The organism is Hugonella massiliensis (assembly GCA_001486445.1).
Taxonomy (GTDB): domain Bacteria; phylum Actinomycetota; class Coriobacteriia; order Coriobacteriales; family Eggerthellaceae; genus Hugonella; species Hugonella massiliensis.
The window spans coordinates 1,038,631-1,053,189 of record LN908986.1 but is presented as its reverse complement, the minus strand read 5'-3'; the positions used below and the strand labels follow the sequence as shown (position 1 = coordinate 1,053,189).

Genomic DNA, 14,559 nt, shown 5'->3' with positions numbered 1-14,559 from the left:
TACTGCTATGATGGGCGCATCCTACGAGAAAGAAGCCCATGTTCGATTTCATCGCCACGATCAACAACGATTTCCCGATCGTCCCCAAAATTCTCGCGGGAGTCGTCATCTTCGGCATCACGTACGTGGTCCAGCACTATCTGTTCCGTCTGGTGCGCACGATCTCCAACAGCGATGCGACGCCGCTGCCGGCGGGCTCGATCCTCGCCAACATCGTCCGTTGGACGGTGTGGCTGACGGGCGCGGCGATTATCTCGAAAACCTGCTTCAACTACGATCTCACGGCCTTCGTCACGGCCTTGGGCGTTGGCGGTATCGCCGTCTCCCTTGGCTTCCAGGACACCCTGTTGAACCTCTTTGGCGGTCTGCAGGTTTCCATGGGCCGATTGGTGGAGCCGGGTGAGTACGTCGAGGTTCTGGGCCAGGCCGGCCGCGTGAGCGACATCACCTGGCGGCACACGGTGATCGTCGACGCGAACGGATGCGAGCACATCATTCCCAATTCGCTTATGAACAAGAACTCGCTCATCCATCTGAGCGATACCTACACGCTCGAGATTCCCGTGCTTGTGCCCGTGCAGACCGATTTCGCCCGGTTCAGCGATCAGGTGGTCGCCAAGTTGCGCGCCGCCTTTCCCCAGCACGTCGATCCCGCGAAGGTCCGCGTGGTGTTCACCGGGGAAGAGATCGGAGGGATGGCGGGCGCGGTGCGCGTCGACGTCGAGCGGGGGACTATCCCGCTCGAGGAGGCGCAAACGCGGGCGATACGCGCGATCGATCCCTTACTGAAGGAGGCCGAGTCCCTGCGCCTCGCCTAGGCCGACCCGCGTCTCGCCTAGGCCGACCCGCGTCTCGGCTCGAGCGTGCTGGCGGCCGCTCCTTCGCGCGCCGAGGCAGCACCGCCCCCGACTCCTCGTGCTCGGAAAGGCCCGCGTTACGCCTCTCGCAGCCCCTTCGCGCCTCCGGAGAAGCCGCTCCCGCCTCATGCCTGCCCCCCAAAGGCCTCTGTCCTGCTTCTTGCGCGGCCGAATGACGTAAGTGTTGAACCGTTTGCGCACCATGTCGGTAGGGCGGCACGTGTTGCTTGGCAAAACCGCAGTTCAGAAACGGGCTCTCCAATTCTTTTCGAACTGACCATCCATTCCGTTCAACACTTGCATGACGCGTTGCGCGCGTTGGGCTAGCCCGTTCAACACTTATGTGATCCGGCGTGCGCCAGCTGGGCCAATCCGCACAACGCGTGCGCGGCGTGGTGTGCGCCAACAGGGCAATTCCTTCCTCGCGCAGCCCCGCCTTGCCCCGCGAGCGCGATGCGCTAGGATATACAGGTTACCCACGAGTAAGGAGATTTCCGTGGCAGTTCTGCTCACCTGCAAAGACGTGCGGCTCGAATACACTTCGAAGGAGCTGTTCCGCGATGTGACGCTCGGCGTGAACACCGGCGACCGCATCGGCATCGTGGGCAAGAACGGCGACGGCAAGTCGACCCTGCTCAAAGTGCTCTCACGCCGCATCGAGCCCGATGGCGGCCAGGTGATTCCTTCCGGCAACGCCACGGTGGGCGTTCTGGGCCAAACCGATTCGTTCGCCGACGACGACACGGTCGAGGACATCTTGGCCTCGGCGCGCACGTCCGCCTACGTTTGGCAGGCCGACCGCAAGGCCCGCGATATCGTCGATGAGCTGCTGGGAGACGTCGACCCCACCGCCACGGTAGGTGCCCTTTCGGGCGGCCAACGCCGCCGCGTCGACCTTGCGCGCATCCTCATCGGCGACTGGGACATCGTCATGCTCGACGAGCCCACCAACCATCTCGACATGGGGGCGATCAGCTGGCTGGCCGACCATCTGAAGCATCGTTGGCGCCGAAACGAGGGAGCTCTTCTCGTGGTGACCCACGACCGTTGGTTCCTTGACACCGTCTGCGAACATATGTGGGAAGTGCACGACGGCCAGGTCGACCCCTTCGAAGGCGGCTTTTCGGCCTACATCATGCAGCGCGTGGAACGCGACCGTCTGGCGGCGCTGGCCAAGCAGAAGCACGAAAACCAGCTGCGGCGCGAACTCGCCTGGCTGTCGCGCGGCGCGCAAGCGAGACGCAGCAAGCCTAAATTCCACGTGGAGGCTGCTCAGGAGCTCATCGCCGACGTGCCCACGCTGCGCGACCCGATCGAGCTCAAGCAGATGGCCACGGCCCGCCTGGGCAAGCAGTGCCTGGAGCTCTACGACATCTGCGTCGATCGCGGCGGCCGTCGCATCCTCTCGGACGTGACTTGGAACATCGGGCCCGGCGATCGCATCGGCATCCTGGGCGAGAACGGCACGGGCAAAACGACTCTGCTCTCCGTGCTCAACGGGACGCTGAAGCCCACGCTGGGCCATATCAAAATCGGCAAGACGGTGAAGTTCGCCACCTTGTCGCAGAACCTCAGTGAGCTCACCGATATCGAGGACGATGTGATCCGCGTCGTCCTCGGTCGCTACAAAACCTACTACATGGTGGAAGGTCGCAAGCTTTCGCCCACCGCCCTGTGTGAGCGGCTGGGATTCACGCGCGATGAAATCAACGCCCGCGTGAAGGACCTTTCGGGCGGTCAGCGCCGTCGCTTGCAGCTGCTGCTCATCCTGTTCGACGAACCCAACGTGCTCATCATGGACGAGCCCACCAACGACCTCGACACCGACATGCTCGCCGTGACCGAAGACCTCCTGGACACCTGGCCGGGCACGCTCATCGTGGTGAGCCATGACCGCTACTTCATCGAGCGCGTGACCGACAACCAATACGCGATCCTCGACACGCACATCGAGCACGTGCCGGGCGGCGTCGACGAGTACCTGGAAAAGCTTACGGCGTTGCAGCAGGCAAAGGCCGGGCGGACGCAGGCGCAGGCCGCCTCCGCGGGGTCCGACGTGCAGCCATCGGGGGAGGCCGCGGGCCTTTCCAACGCCGAGCGCCACGAGCTCAAAAAGCAGGTGCACAGTCTCGAGCGGAAGATGAAGTCGCAGCGCGAGCGCATCGCGAAAGCCCAGGCGGCGCTTGAGGACACCGACCCCTACGACTTCGAAGCGCTCGCGAAGGCCCAGGCCAAAGTGCAGGCTGCGCAGGACGCTCTGACCGAGCTGGAAGACGCCTGGCTCGAGGCCAGCGAGAAACTCGAAGGCTAGAAAAACGCCCCTCGGTGCACAGGCATCGAGGGGCGCGTCGCGTTGAAAGCTGAAGGCGTTTACTTGTCGGACTTGTTGCGCTTGCCGTACTTCTGGTAGGCGTCCACCACCTGCAGCTCGTAGGTCTTGCGGGCGTTCGACACGCTCGTGTCCAGAATGAGGCCGCAGGTGAAGCTCAACATGCCGGCGCCCACGAAGGCCACGGCGAGCACCGCTGAGGGAAGGCGCGGAACCAAGCCCGTGTGGGCGAACTCGGCGATGACCGAAATGCCGATGATCAGGCCGATCACGATCAGGATGAGCGCCAGCCAGCCGAAGAGGCGCAGCGGGCGGTAGTCCTTGAACAGCTGGCCGATGCACTTGAGCACCTTGTAACCGTCGCCGAAGGTCGACAGCTTGCTATAGCTGCCCTCGGGACGGTCGCGGTACTCGATGGGTACCTGGGCGATGCGCCAGCGCTTGTCGACCGCGTGGATTGAAAGCTCGGTCTCGATTTCGAAGGCGGGGGAGATGACCGGCATGGTTTTGGCGAAGACTTCGTTGAAGCCGCGGTAGCCCGTCATCACGTCGGTGAACTCGAAGCCGTAGATGTGCTTGATGAGACCGCGCACCAGGTTGTTCCCGAAGCCGTGGAAGGCGCGGTCGTTCTCTTCGCCGTAGGAGCCGTTGGACAGGCGGTCGCCCACCGTCATGTCGGCCTCGTCTTCGACGAGCGGGCGGAGCAGGTCGAGCGCCGCTTCGGCCGGGTAGGTGTCGTCGCCGTCGACCATGAGGTAGTAGTCGGCGTCGATGTCGCGGATCATCTGGCGCACCACGTTGCCCTTGCCCTGGCGGGCCTCATGGCGCACGATGGCGCCGTGGGCGCGGGCGATGTCGGCGGTGCCGTCGCTCGAATTATTGTCGTATACGTAGATGTCGGCGTCGGGCAGGACATGCTTGAAATCATCGACGACCTTGGCGATCGTGACGGACTCGTTGTAGCAGGGAATGAGAACGGCAACCGTGCCGTCGATGTCGTTAACCGTGAAGGTTGCCACCAAGGCCTCCTTTTCTCGTTACGTAAACGGACCTATTATAGCGGGCGCACAAGGGCCTTCAGCTAAGAACGGCAAAACGCGATAAATGCCCGTGCCGCCATCGATTCGAGGAGCGCTGCGCAGCCGCAGGACGCCGTCATGCCCTTTGTCGCCGTAACGCACGCGAGCCCGCTCGGGGCGGGCTCGCGAGGGCAGGTTGGCGGGAGGCGCCTATTTCGCCTGGGCGGGGCTGCCGGCTTTCGCGGGGGCTGCGAATTCGCCGCCGCAGTGGGAGCAGCGCGTCGCGCCCGCTTTGACCTCTTCGAGGCAGTAGGGGCAGGTGGGTGCCGGCACGGGAACTTCCTCTTCGGTGCCGGTGAGCTTGCGGCCGGCCTCTTCGACCTTGTTGAAGGCTTTCACCAGGCAGAAGACGATCAGCGCGATGATAAGGAAGTTGATCACGGCTCCGATGAAGGACCCGAAGTTCATGGACACGGTGTCGGTGACCTTGATGTTGAGCGCACCCATGTCGGCGCCGTTGCCTCCGCTGATTAAGGTGATCAGCGGGTTGATGATGTCGGTGGTGAGCGACGTCACGATGGCGGTGAACGCGCCGCCGATGATAACGCCGACGGCCATGTCCATGACGTTGCCACGGGAAATGAAGGTGCGGAATTCCGCGATGAACCCCTTGCTCTTGCTCATCAGGTTTCTTCCTCTGTGAGGTGAATTTCGGTCTGCTGTATGGCATAATCATAGACCATGCATATGCCAGTGTGGCGCAATGGTAGCGCAACTGATTTGTAATCAGTCGGTTGCAGGTTCGAGTCCTGTCACTGGCTCCACGAAACACCAGGCCAGGGGCCTATAGCCCCTGGCCTTCATTTTTGCAAATCGAGCGAAATAGAGCAAAATCGAGGGCCAACGAGCGAAAGTTGGACCATTCGGGACCACGCTCGTTATGCAGTTTTCGGCTGTGAAACCGTATAAGTCGGCAGCTTGTCCTTTGTGTGCGGCTTCTTTTCTTTGGCCGCCGCACTCGCCGCAAGTGCGGCGCCGACCCGTGGGCCGCCATAGCGCTCACGGGTATCGCAAGTGTTGAACCGATTCCGCAGTCGGGTTTCATACGATTGCGGTGCTGGTTCCTGACCTGCGACTTTGCAACAACGATGAGCTGTCGTACCAGTGATCTCTGCAACCCGTTCAACACTTGCGTTATGCAGCATCGCCTGCGCGGCGGAAGGCGGCCGGGATTCCGCGATCGTCAAGCGTCGGCGGCCTGGGCCATCGCGCAAAAAAGCGCCCCCGTTGCCGGAGGCGCTTCGCTTGTGCGTATGTGCGCTGCCTAGTGGTTGAGCGCTTCGTCGACGGCGACGGCCACGGCCACCGTGGCGCCCACCATCGGGTTGTTGCCCATGCCGATAAGGCCCATCATCTCCACGTGCGCCGGCACGCTCGACGACCCGGCGAACTGGGCGTCGGAATGCATGCGGCCCATCGTGTCGGTCATGCCGTAGCTCGCGGGGCCGGCGGCCATGTTGTCGGGGTGCAGGGTGCGGCCCGTGCCGCCGCCCGACGCCACGCTGAAGTAGGGCTTGCCGGCTTCCAGGCGCTCCTTCTTGTAGGTGCCCGCCACCGGGTGCTGGAAACGGGTGGGATTGGTGGAATTGCCCGTGATCGAGATGTCCACGTTCTCGTGCCACATGATGGCCACGCCTTCGCGGACGTCGTCGGCGCCGTAGCAGTTGATCTTGGCGCGCGGGCCCTTGGAGTAGGGGATGCGCTCGACTTCGGTGAGCTCGCCCGTGTAATAGTCGTATTTGGTCTTCACGTAGGTGAAGCCGTTGATGCGGCTGATGATCTGGGCCGCGTCCTTGCCCAGGCCGTTGAGGATCACGCGCAGGGGCTCCTTGCGGGCCTTGTTGGCGTTGTTGGCGATGCCGATGGCGCCTTCGGCGGCGGCGAAGGACTCGTGGCCGGCCAGGAAGGCGAAGCACTTGGTTTCGTCGCGCAGCAGCATGGCGCCTAGGTTGCCGTGGCCCTGGCCCACCTTGCGGCTGTCGGCCACCGAGCCGGGCACGCAGAAGGCCTGCAGGCCGATGCCGATCGCTTCAGCAGCTTCGGAAGCGGTCTTCACGTCCTTCTTGATGGCGATCGCGGCGCCCACCGTGTAGGCCCAGGCCGCGTTCTCGAAGCAGATGGGCTGCACGCCCTTCACGATTTCGTAGGGGTTGAAGCCCTTCTGCTTGCAGATGTCGAGGCATTCCTCCACGGAGCCGATGCTGTATTCAGCGAGTACGCCGTTGATCTTGTCGATGCGGCGCTCGTAACTTTCGAACAAAGCCATTGCCGGCTCCTCCTATTCTTCGCGCGGGTCGATGTATTTGGCGGCTTCGTCGAAGCGGCCGTACGTGCCCGAAGCGTCTTCCAGAGCCTGGTTGGCGTCGACGCCCTTTTTAATGGCGTCCATCATGCGGCCGAAGTTGACGTACTCGTAGCCGATGATCTGGTCGTGCTCGTCGAGCGCGAGGCGCTTGATGTAGCCTTCGGTGAGCTCCAAGTAGCGCGGGCCCTTGGCCTTGGTGCCGTAGGTGGTGCCCACCATCGAGCGCGCACCCTTGCCCAGGTCGTCCAGGCCGGCGCCCACGGGCAGGCCGCCTTCGGAAAACGCCGTCTGGGTGCGGCCGTAGACGATCTGCAGGAAGAGCTCGCGCATGGCCACGTTGATCGCATCGCACACCAGGTCGGTGTTGAGCGCTTCGAGGATGGTCTTGCCGGGGAGGATTTCGGACGCCATGGCCGCCGAATGGGTCATGCCCGAGCAGCCCACGGTTTCGACCAGGCATTCCTGGATGATGCCGTCTTTCACGTTGAGGGACAGCTTGCAGCAGCCCTGCTGGGGTGCGCACCAGCCGATGCCGTGCGTGAGGCCGCTGATGTCCTTGACTTCCTTGGCCTGTACCCATTTGCCCTCTTCGGGGATGGGCGCCGGGCCGTGGTATGCGCCCTGCGCGACCGGGCACATGTGCTCCACTTCAGCTGAATACAGCATTGCGGAATCCTTTCGGTTCGATGCTAAGTTGGCCGCCGGGCGCGTGAGGCGCCGGGGGCGTACGAGGGCATTATAGGGTATACCGGCCCCTCGAGCTGGCACGGGGCGCCATCGGGCCCGCGTGCGGCGCAGGCGGCGGCTTGGGTGACAGGTGCGCATCGGCCTGCGCGGGCGTCCCCCGCGCGAAGGGGCCTGGGATAGAATGGGGAACAGTGAGCTGCCGAAGGCGTGCAGGCCCCGCATGCGGAAAGGAGACCGATGGCTGCTTCGAGATCGGGCGCCGACGAGGTGCGCAAGGCCATTGAGGACGCCGTGAAATCCTTCGATTTCAACGGCTTGCGCGATGCGGTCGACGCGGGTCTTTCGGCTGCGGGGAAGGCGGCGGGAACGGCCGTGGGCGCCGTGACCCAGGCTCTGGCCGACCAAAGGCGGCGGTCGCTTCTGCAAGAGCGGTTCGGTAACCCTTCGGGCCTGAAGGCAGGCGGCTTAGCGGCGGGTGTTGCCGGCGGGGCGATAGCCCTGCTTTCGGCGGCGGGCGCTGTGGCTGCGGGCATAGTCGCCACGGCAGCAGCGGGCGCTCTCGTTCTTGTGGCGGCCTGCACGGGTGCTGCGGCGGCCGGCGCGGTCCTGTGCGCTTCGGGCGTGAGGCGTGCGGGGCTCGCGGGCCGGTTCGGCACCTATCGCCGCGTGATCGACCTGCGCGACGCGGCTCCCATCGCCGAGCTTGCCGGAGCGGTGGGCAGGCCGGATGCGGCGGTGCGCAAAGACGTCGGAAAGCTCATCGATGCCGGGCTTTTCCGCCAGGGGCACGTGAGCGACGACGGCGCGGTCCTCATGGTGACCGACGATTCGTGGAAGACGTATCGTGCCGAACGGGAGGCGGAGCGCGCCCGCGTTGCCCAAGAGGCCGAACGCGCCGCGAAAGGCGGCCTGTCGCCCGAAGAGCGCGCTCTTGTCGAGAAAGGCGAGACCTATTTGCAGCAGATCCGCGACCTCAACGCGGCCATCGCCGACGACGACCTTTCGTCCACGGCGGCCCGCATCGAGCACGCGGTCGGCCAGATCTTGCAGCGCGCTCGCGCGCATCCTGAAGTGGCACGCGACCTGGGGAGCCTGCTCGATTATTATCTGCCGCTCGCCGTCAAGCTGCTCGGGGCCTACCGCGACCTCGATGCTCAGGATTTCGAAGGCGAGACGATCGCCTCGTCAAAGCGCGAGATTGCAGAAACCCTTCAGACGCTTTCGGCTGCGATGGAAAAGCTGCTCGATGCGACCTTCCAGTCGGTGGCCTGGGACGTGCGCGCCGATGCCCAGGTCCTTCATGCGGTGCTCGCCCAGGAAGGCTTGGTCGACGACCCCCTCGACGATGCAGCCGCGCAGCGGGCCCGGGGGTAACCGTGGAAACGGGGGCGCAGCAGGTGGGCACGTCGCTTTCGGCGGAAGAGTTCCGGAAAGTCGAAGCCTTGGCGAAACGGATAGACCCGACTGATACGAACCTTGTCGTCGGTTTCGGCGCCGGTCCTCAGCGGACGGTGGCCCAGTGCGCCGCGCGCGTGCTTGCGGTCGCCCAAGACCCCGCGCTCGATAAAGCGGTCGTCCTCGTGAGCGAGACGGCCGACGAACTGCGCGCCTTTTCCGCAGGCGGGCGCGGCCCTCTTGGCCGGCTGCGGGGGCGGATGGAAGGCCCCGCAGCCTTGCGAGGGCGCTGCACGAAGGTGGCAACCCGCGTCGACGAGAGCGCCCGCGCCTTGCGCGCGGCCCAGCGGGCGCTCATGAAGGATGCGGCCCTGCTCGACCAGCTGCATGCGGCGATCCAGGAGTGCATGCGCGACCTCGAGCTCTATCTGGCGGCGGGCCGTCAGGCGCTTAACGCGGCCCCGGTCCGTGATGGTGTGACGAACCCCCAAGCGGCCACCGCCTGCGAGCGTTTCGAAAGAAAACTTCACGACCTCGATCTTTCCCGTATGGTCGCCTTGCAAACGGGCTCGCAGATTCGCGTCCTTCAGCGCTCCCAACAGATTCTGGTCGACAAGATCCAGGACACGCTTTCGACGACGATTCCCCTGTGGCGCAACCAAACGGCGCTTGCGTTGGGGCTTGCTCGCGTCCAGGTGGTCCGCGACGCCCAGGCGCTCGCCGGCGTCGCGCGCGCCCAAGCCGAGGACCGCACCTGCACGGAAGACGCCCGCGCTGCCATCGAACGCCTGCAGCTTCCGCCCGCGCCTCCTGCGTAGGCCGTGTCGCTTGCCCCACGCAGCATTCCTCAACGACTCCTCCGTATTCGTTGCATTTCCCCTCAAAACCGCAGCAGAAGCGCGCTATGGTAAAAGGCTGTGTACCGAGGAGGAACCCCTATGTCAACTGCATCTGAATCGACCGCTCCGACCGCTTCCCCTGAAGCCGCCGCCCCTGCCGAATCGAAAGCCTCGCGCTGGGCGAACAAGAGCTTCGTGCTCCACGCGCTGCGCACGACGGTGCGCGCGATCGTCTTGATCCTGTTCACGGTGGATTGCGTTCGTCTGGCTCTCCTGTATTTCTGGGTGCAGGGCGCCGCTGACGTGAATTTCGGTCGCCCCCAGCTTTCGGCCGGCCTTTCACCCCTGTCGGGCCTGTTCGACCTGTGGACCTGGGTGAAAACGGGCCAGGTCGACCCGGCCCTGCCCGCATCGATGGTGATCGTTCTTATGGGCCTCATCATGTCGGTCTTCGCCAAACGGTCCTTCTGCAGCTGGATGTGCCCGGTGGGCACTCTTTTCGACGCCTTGGGCGTGGTAGGCCGGCGCATTTTCCCCGGCGTCCACGTGAGTCCCAAGGTGCAGCGCGTCATCCAGGCGCCCAAGTTCGTGTTGGGCCTGTTCGTGATCGGCTTCGTCCTCTTTTTGGTGCCCACCTCGACGATTCTCGTCGCCTGGAACGCTCCCTACTGGCGCGTGTCCGACATGGCGGTGCTCAAGCTCTTCATTCAGCCGGGCGTTCCCATTGCGGTGGTGGGCCTGGTAGTGCTGGGCCTGAGCCTTTTGCTGGGCCGTAACTACTGGTGCCACGGGCTCTGCCCCCTGGGCGGCATCTACGGCATCGCCTCGAAGGCCTCGCCCCTTGTGGTGGTGCGCGATCCCAAAGCCTGCATTTCCTGCAAGGCCTGCTCGCGAGCGTGCGGCGCCCACATCGCCGTCGACGAGTCCACGAGCCCCCTTCGCACGGGCGACTGCACGGGCTGCATGGAATGCGTGGCGGCCTGTCCTGCCCAAGGGGCCCTCGAGCTGCGCTTCTTCAAGAAGCCGGTGCCCCTGTGGATGGTGCCGTGTGCTGTTCTGGTAATTTGGATCGTCGTCTGGGTCGCGGCGGTGGCGCTGGGCGTATGGTATGGAACCGTAACTCCCGAACAGATCATCATGGGTATGCGAACCCTGGGCTAGGCCGTCGCAGCGGCGCCGCCCCCGACGAAAGGACGCTCATGTACGGTTTGAAGACCGAAAGCTGCTTCGACAGCGCCCATTTCCTGTCCAACTACAACGGCAAGTGCGAAAACCTCCACGGCCATCGCTGGCGCGTCGTTGCCTACCTGGAACAGGAAGAGCTTCGCACCGAAGGCGACATGAAAGACATGGTCGTCGATTTCGGCCCCTTCAAGGCTGCGGTGCGGGCCCTTACCGAAGAGCTCGACCATGCCTTCCTGGTAGAAGAAGGCTCCCTCATGCCCGAAACCCTCGACTGTCTGCGTCGCGAGGACTTCAAGCTCATCATGTTGCCCTTCCGCACCACGGCCGAAAACCTGGCCGTGTATTTCTTCGACCGGCTTGCCGCCCAGGGCTTCCCGGTGTCTCAGATCGACGTCTACGAAACCCCCAACAACTGCGCGACCTATCGCGCGGATCGGTAGGTGCGCATGAGGGTTCAGGTCTACACCGACGGCGGCTGCCGAGGAAACCAGGCGCGCACCAACGTGGGTGCCTGGGCCTGCTATCTTGTATACGGCCAGCATACGCGCGAGCACTACGCGGCCGAACGCAATACCACCAACAACAAGATGGAGCTCATGGGCGCCATCATGGGGCTGCGCTCGGTGAAGAACAAAAACGTGGGCGTCGACCTCTACACCGACAGCGCCTACGTCTACAACGGGATCAACCAGTGGGTCTACGGGTGGCTTAAACGAGGCTGGGTGAACTCGAAGAAGGAGCCGGTGGCCAACAAGGAGCTCTGGCTGGCCCTGCTCGAAGAAAAGAAGAAGTTCGCCGACCTCACCATCAACAAGGTGCGGGGCCATGCCAACAACGAAGGCAACAACCGGGCCGACTTCCTCGTGAACAAGGCGATGGACGAATTCGAGTAACGCGAAGGGGCGCGATCGCAATGCCAGGCTTGTATCGGCGGGTGCGCACGCACTGCCATGTGGACTGCGGGGGCGCCTGCGCCCTTGAATTCGTGATGAGGGGCGACGACATCGTCCGCGTGGAAACCGATGCGACGCCCGGAGACTTTCAGGCGCGCGCCTGCCTGCGCGGACGGGCGATTGGCCAATGGCTCGACGCTCCCGAACGCCTGAATTGGCCCCTTCGTCGCGTGCCCGGCACCAAGCGGGGTGAGGGCGTCTACGAACGCATTTCCTGGGACGAGGCGCTCGATTGGTACGCGTCCGAATTCTCCCGCATCCGCGCGGCCTACGGCAACGAGGCGATCTTCGTGCAGCAGTGCTCGTCGCCCTCGCAAAACGCCCTGCGCCACTTCCCGCTCATCCGACTGTTCAATCTTTTGGGTGGCTGCCTGGTCTCCTACGGCAACTATTCCAACATGGGGCTCTTCAAGGGCGCCCTGCGCTACACCTACGGCGGCAATTGGGCCGTGCGGTCCTTCCGCACCCTTCAAGAGGGCCAGCTCGTCGTCCTCTTCGGCAACGCGGTGGCCGACACCCGCATGGCAGGCGACGGTTCGGCCAAAGACCTCATCGATGCCATCGCCGATCGCCACGTGAAGGTGGTCTGCATCGATCCCCGTATGAGTCGCTTGTGCGCCAACGGCCGCGCCGAATGGATTCCCGTGAAGCCGGGGACCGATGCCGCCCTCGTGGCGGGCATAGCCCACGAGCTTATCGCCCAAGGTCTGGTCGACCAGCATTTCCTTGATGCGTATTGCAGAGGCTTCAGCGAAGGAACCCTGCCCCAAGGAGCCCCCGCCGGTTCCTCCTACGAGTCCTATATCGCGGGCGTAGGCCCCGACGGCATCGAGAAGACGCCTGCCTGGGCAGAAGGCGTCACGGGCGTGCCTGCGGCGACCATTGTCGACCTTGCGCGTCGCATCGGCACGGCCAAACCTTGCTACATCGGTCAGGGCTACGGATTGCAGCGGCGGGTCAACGGGGAAGCGGGTGCTCGGGCGGTCCTCTTGCTTGCACAGATGGTTGGCCAGGTGGGCCTGCCGGGCACCAACAACGGGTCGCGCGAAGCCGCTTCGCCGATCGAGCTTCCCGGATTGCCGGTCGGTGACAATCCTGTACATGTATCTATCCCTGCCTTCTCTTGGGCTCGCGCGATTGAAGACGGTCCTGCGCTCGACGCGGTGCACGATGGCGTCCGCGGGGCAGACCGATTGCCGTCGAGCGTCAAGATGATGGTGTCCTACGGCAACAACCTTGCCGCCTCCCAGCACGGCGACCTCAATCGCACGGCTCGAATCCTGGAAGATGAAAGCCTCTGCGAATTCGTCGTCTGCCACGAGGTGGCCCTGACGCCGTCGGCCCGTATAGCCGATCTGATCCTGCCCGATCTTGCCCCTCAAGAGACGTTCAGTCTCACGGCGACGGGGGAGAATTGCCGGTCGTGCGGGCTCGTGTTCGGCTCGCCAATTCGCGCACCCCGCTTCGAGAGGCGCGACCTCTACGATGTGTGCGCCGACCTGGCTGGTCGCTTGGGCGTCGGGGATGCATTCACAGAGGGTCGCACGCGCCGCGATTGGTTGAAATACGTGTATAGTAAATTTTGCGAGCAGATGGCAGCGACGCCCGGATTCGACCATATGCCCAGCTACGAGGAGGGGGAGCGTATCGGTTTTTGGAAAACGGCCACTCCGCCCGAAGGCGCAGGCGAAGCGTTCCTCGACGACCCGGCTGCCTATCCGCTGCCCACGCGTACGGGGAAGATTCAGGTCTACGCCCCTGAAATTGCCGACCGCATCGAGGGCAATCCCACGCTCGCCGCTTCGGTATCGCCGTTACCTATCTACATACAGGAATTCACGGTTGACCCCGTAGGCTCCTCCGCCGTCTTCGACGTCTTCGCCTTCCATACGTCTGCCCGTACTCATTCCACCTTCGGGAACGTGCCTATTCTGCGCGACGTTGCGCCCGATTCCCTCTGGATTAACGCCTCGGACGCTCGGGCGCTCGGTGTCACCGAAGGCGACCTGGTACGTGTCTCCAACGAACGGGGGAGCGTAGTCATGCCTGCGCATCCTACGGCTCTCATCCGGTCGGGGTCCCTTGCGATGCAGGAAGGGGCATGGCCCGATCTTTTCGCCGAACGGGGCGGCGCGGGCACTATCAACGATCTCACTGGTTTCACCGAAGCGTCTTTGTCCCACGGCAACGCCCAACATTCGGTGCGAGCGCGCATCGAGTTGGTGGCTCCCGCTTCCGCGTGCTCTACTCCGGGGGTTTCGCGCTTAGGTCAATCGCCCGCTTCTGCGCACGGGTCGCATGCGGTCGTTTGCGATCCCGCGCGCTGTACGGGCTGTGCGGCCTGTGTGGTTGCCTGCGCTGATGCTCACCAGGTGCAGGCTTGCCAGGCTCGCATCCGCGTCGTCGCCCATGAGTCATCGCCCGATAAAGCGCCGGGCCTTACGATGGTCGCCGTGGCGCGATCTGCCTGCGATACCTGTGCCACGGTCGAGCCCGCGGCACATGGCCCCCTCTGCGTGGCGGCCTGCCCCACGCGCGCCCTGCGCGTCCCCCTCTCCAAGGAGGCGCGTCATGCGTGCTAGCCTAGTCGAAGATGCCGCCTGCGCCGGCACGGGGACGGTTTTCTGCCGCAACTGCCGCTTCTGCACCATGGTATGCCCCGCGGGCGTGCGCATTCCCGAAGTGATGACGATGATCAACCTGTCGGTCGCGGCGGGCTCGGCCGATGTGCGTGCGGGCGATCTCTTGCGCCATACCTACGCGGCTCGCACCGCTGGCGGGCCGGCGTCGGCCTGCGTGGGCTGCCACGCGTGCGACGGCCGCTGTCCTCAAGGCATTCCCATCATTCGGCAAATGGCCCGCGCAACCCTGCTCTTCGAGCGCTAACTTCGTCCCCTGGTGCCGCCCCGAGGCCTCGCCTTCGCTATAAT

The 14,559-nt window shown here is 64.2% G+C and carries 13 protein-coding genes and 1 tRNA gene; 10 read left to right on the top strand and 4 right to left on the bottom strand.

Going from position 1 to position 14,559, the window contains the following annotated elements:
* The first annotated feature begins 38 nt into the window (after positions 1–38).
* On the top strand, positions 39–818 hold the full coding sequence (locus BN3270_RS07230; RefSeq protein ID WP_058986443.1) for a mechanosensitive ion channel family protein: 780 nt from the start codon (positions 39–41) through the stop codon (positions 816–818).
* Positions 819–1,353: 535 nt separating this feature from the next.
* The gene (locus BN3270_RS07225; protein WP_058986442.1) at positions 1,354–3,168 is read left to right on the top strand and encodes an ABC-F family ATP-binding cassette domain-containing protein; all 1,815 of its coding nucleotides are present in this window, start codon (positions 1,354–1,356) and stop codon (positions 3,166–3,168) included.
* A gap of 59 nt (positions 3,169–3,227) precedes the next feature.
* Here BN3270_RS07225 and BN3270_RS07220 read toward each other — a convergent pair whose 3' ends face one another.
* Positions 3,228–4,205, bottom strand: coding sequence for a glycosyltransferase family 2 protein (locus BN3270_RS07220; RefSeq protein ID WP_271711958.1), 978 nt, complete (start codon positions 4,203–4,205; stop codon positions 3,228–3,230).
* 210 nt (positions 4,206–4,415) lie between these two features.
* Positions 4,416–4,889, bottom strand: a complete 474-nt coding sequence (mscL, locus tag BN3270_RS07215) for a large conductance mechanosensitive channel protein MscL (RefSeq protein WP_058986440.1) — start codon at positions 4,887–4,889, stop codon at positions 4,416–4,418.
* Positions 4,890–4,954: 65 nt separating this feature from the next.
* On the opposite strand from mscL, the gene BN3270_RS07210 reads away from it, so the two are divergent.
* Positions 4,955–5,029, top strand: a tRNA-Thr gene (locus BN3270_RS07210).
* A gap of 500 nt (positions 5,030–5,529) precedes the next feature.
* Here BN3270_RS07210 and BN3270_RS07205 read toward each other — a convergent pair.
* Together BN3270_RS07205 and BN3270_RS07200 are read right to left on the bottom strand one after the other, a co-directional pair.
* The gene (locus tag BN3270_RS07205) at positions 5,530–6,531 is read right to left on the bottom strand and encodes a GGGtGRT protein (protein ID WP_058986439.1); all 1,002 of its coding nucleotides are present in this window, start codon (positions 6,529–6,531) and stop codon (positions 5,530–5,532) included.
* Between the two features lie 12 nt (positions 6,532–6,543).
* Positions 6,544–7,236 (bottom strand): iron-sulfur cluster assembly scaffold protein, encoded by a 693-nt coding sequence (locus BN3270_RS07200; protein WP_058986438.1) that lies wholly within the window; start codon positions 7,234–7,236, stop codon positions 6,544–6,546.
* Positions 7,237–7,494: 258 nt separating this feature from the next.
* On the opposite strand from BN3270_RS07200, the gene BN3270_RS07195 reads away from it, so the two are divergent.
* The 7 genes from BN3270_RS07195 (at position 7,495) to BN3270_RS09700 (ending at position 14,515) form a co-directional block, all read left to right on the top strand.
* Positions 7,495–8,631 (top strand): 5-bromo-4-chloroindolyl phosphate hydrolysis family protein, encoded by a 1,137-nt coding sequence (locus tag BN3270_RS07195; RefSeq protein ID WP_058986437.1) that lies wholly within the window; start codon positions 7,495–7,497, stop codon positions 8,629–8,631.
* A 2-nt stretch (positions 8,632–8,633) separates the two neighbouring features.
* Positions 8,634–9,470 carry a toxic anion resistance protein gene (locus BN3270_RS07190; protein WP_058986436.1) on the top strand — a complete coding sequence of 279 codons (837 nt, stop codon included), beginning with the start codon at positions 8,634–8,636 and terminating at the stop codon, positions 9,468–9,470.
* Between the two features lie 120 nt (positions 9,471–9,590).
* The gene (locus tag BN3270_RS07185) at positions 9,591–10,652 is read left to right on the top strand and encodes a 4Fe-4S binding protein (RefSeq protein WP_058986435.1); all 1,062 of its coding nucleotides are present in this window, start codon (positions 9,591–9,593) and stop codon (positions 10,650–10,652) included.
* Positions 10,653–10,690: 38 nt separating this feature from the next.
* Entirely contained in the window at positions 10,691–11,116 is a 426-nt protein-coding gene (locus tag BN3270_RS07180; protein ID WP_058986434.1) for a 6-pyruvoyl trahydropterin synthase family protein, read from the top strand.
* 6 nt (positions 11,117–11,122) lie between these two features.
* On the top strand, positions 11,123–11,569 hold the full coding sequence (locus BN3270_RS07175) for a ribonuclease H family protein (RefSeq protein ID WP_058986841.1): 447 nt from the start codon (positions 11,123–11,125) through the stop codon (positions 11,567–11,569).
* 20 nt (positions 11,570–11,589) lie between these two features.
* Complete coding sequence (locus tag BN3270_RS07170; RefSeq protein WP_082673420.1) at positions 11,590–14,211, top strand: molybdopterin-dependent oxidoreductase; 2,622 nt, start codon at positions 11,590–11,592, stop codon at positions 14,209–14,211.
* Positions 14,201–14,515: a 4Fe-4S dicluster domain-containing protein gene (locus BN3270_RS09700; RefSeq protein WP_058986432.1), complete on the top strand. Its 315-nt coding sequence runs from the start codon at positions 14,201–14,203 to the stop codon at positions 14,513–14,515. The genes BN3270_RS07170 and BN3270_RS09700 overlap by 11 nt, the downstream gene beginning before the upstream one ends.
* Positions 14,516–14,559: the final 44 nt, after the last annotated feature.

Bases quoted from the DNA above. Each gene is read 5' to 3' on its own strand.
- BN3270_RS07200 (WP_058986438.1), bottom strand. From the start codon at position 7,236: ATGCTGTATTCAGCTGAAGTGGAGCACATGTGCCCGGTCGCGCAGGGC.
- BN3270_RS07170 (WP_082673420.1), top strand. From the start codon at position 11,590: ATGCCAGGCTTGTATCGGCGGGTGCGCACGCACTGCCATGTGGACTGC.
- BN3270_RS07205 (WP_058986439.1), bottom strand. From the start codon at position 6,531: ATGGCTTTGTTCGAAAGTTACGAGCGCCGCATCGACAAGATCAACGGC.
- BN3270_RS09700 (WP_058986432.1), top strand. From the start codon at position 14,201: ATGCGTGCTAGCCTAGTCGAAGATGCCGCCTGCGCCGGCACGGGGACG.
- BN3270_RS07230 (WP_058986443.1), top strand. From the start codon at position 39: ATGTTCGATTTCATCGCCACGATCAACAACGATTTCCCGATCGTCCCC.
- BN3270_RS07195 (WP_058986437.1), top strand. From the start codon at position 7,495: ATGGCTGCTTCGAGATCGGGCGCCGACGAGGTGCGCAAGGCCATTGAG.
- BN3270_RS07175 (WP_058986841.1), top strand. From the start codon at position 11,123: ATGAGGGTTCAGGTCTACACCGACGGCGGCTGCCGAGGAAACCAGGCG.
- BN3270_RS07180 (WP_058986434.1), top strand. From the start codon at position 10,691: ATGTACGGTTTGAAGACCGAAAGCTGCTTCGACAGCGCCCATTTCCTG.
- BN3270_RS07185 (WP_058986435.1), top strand. From the start codon at position 9,591: ATGTCAACTGCATCTGAATCGACCGCTCCGACCGCTTCCCCTGAAGCC.
- mscL (WP_058986440.1), bottom strand. From the start codon at position 4,889: ATGAGCAAGAGCAAGGGGTTCATCGCGGAATTCCGCACCTTCATTTCC.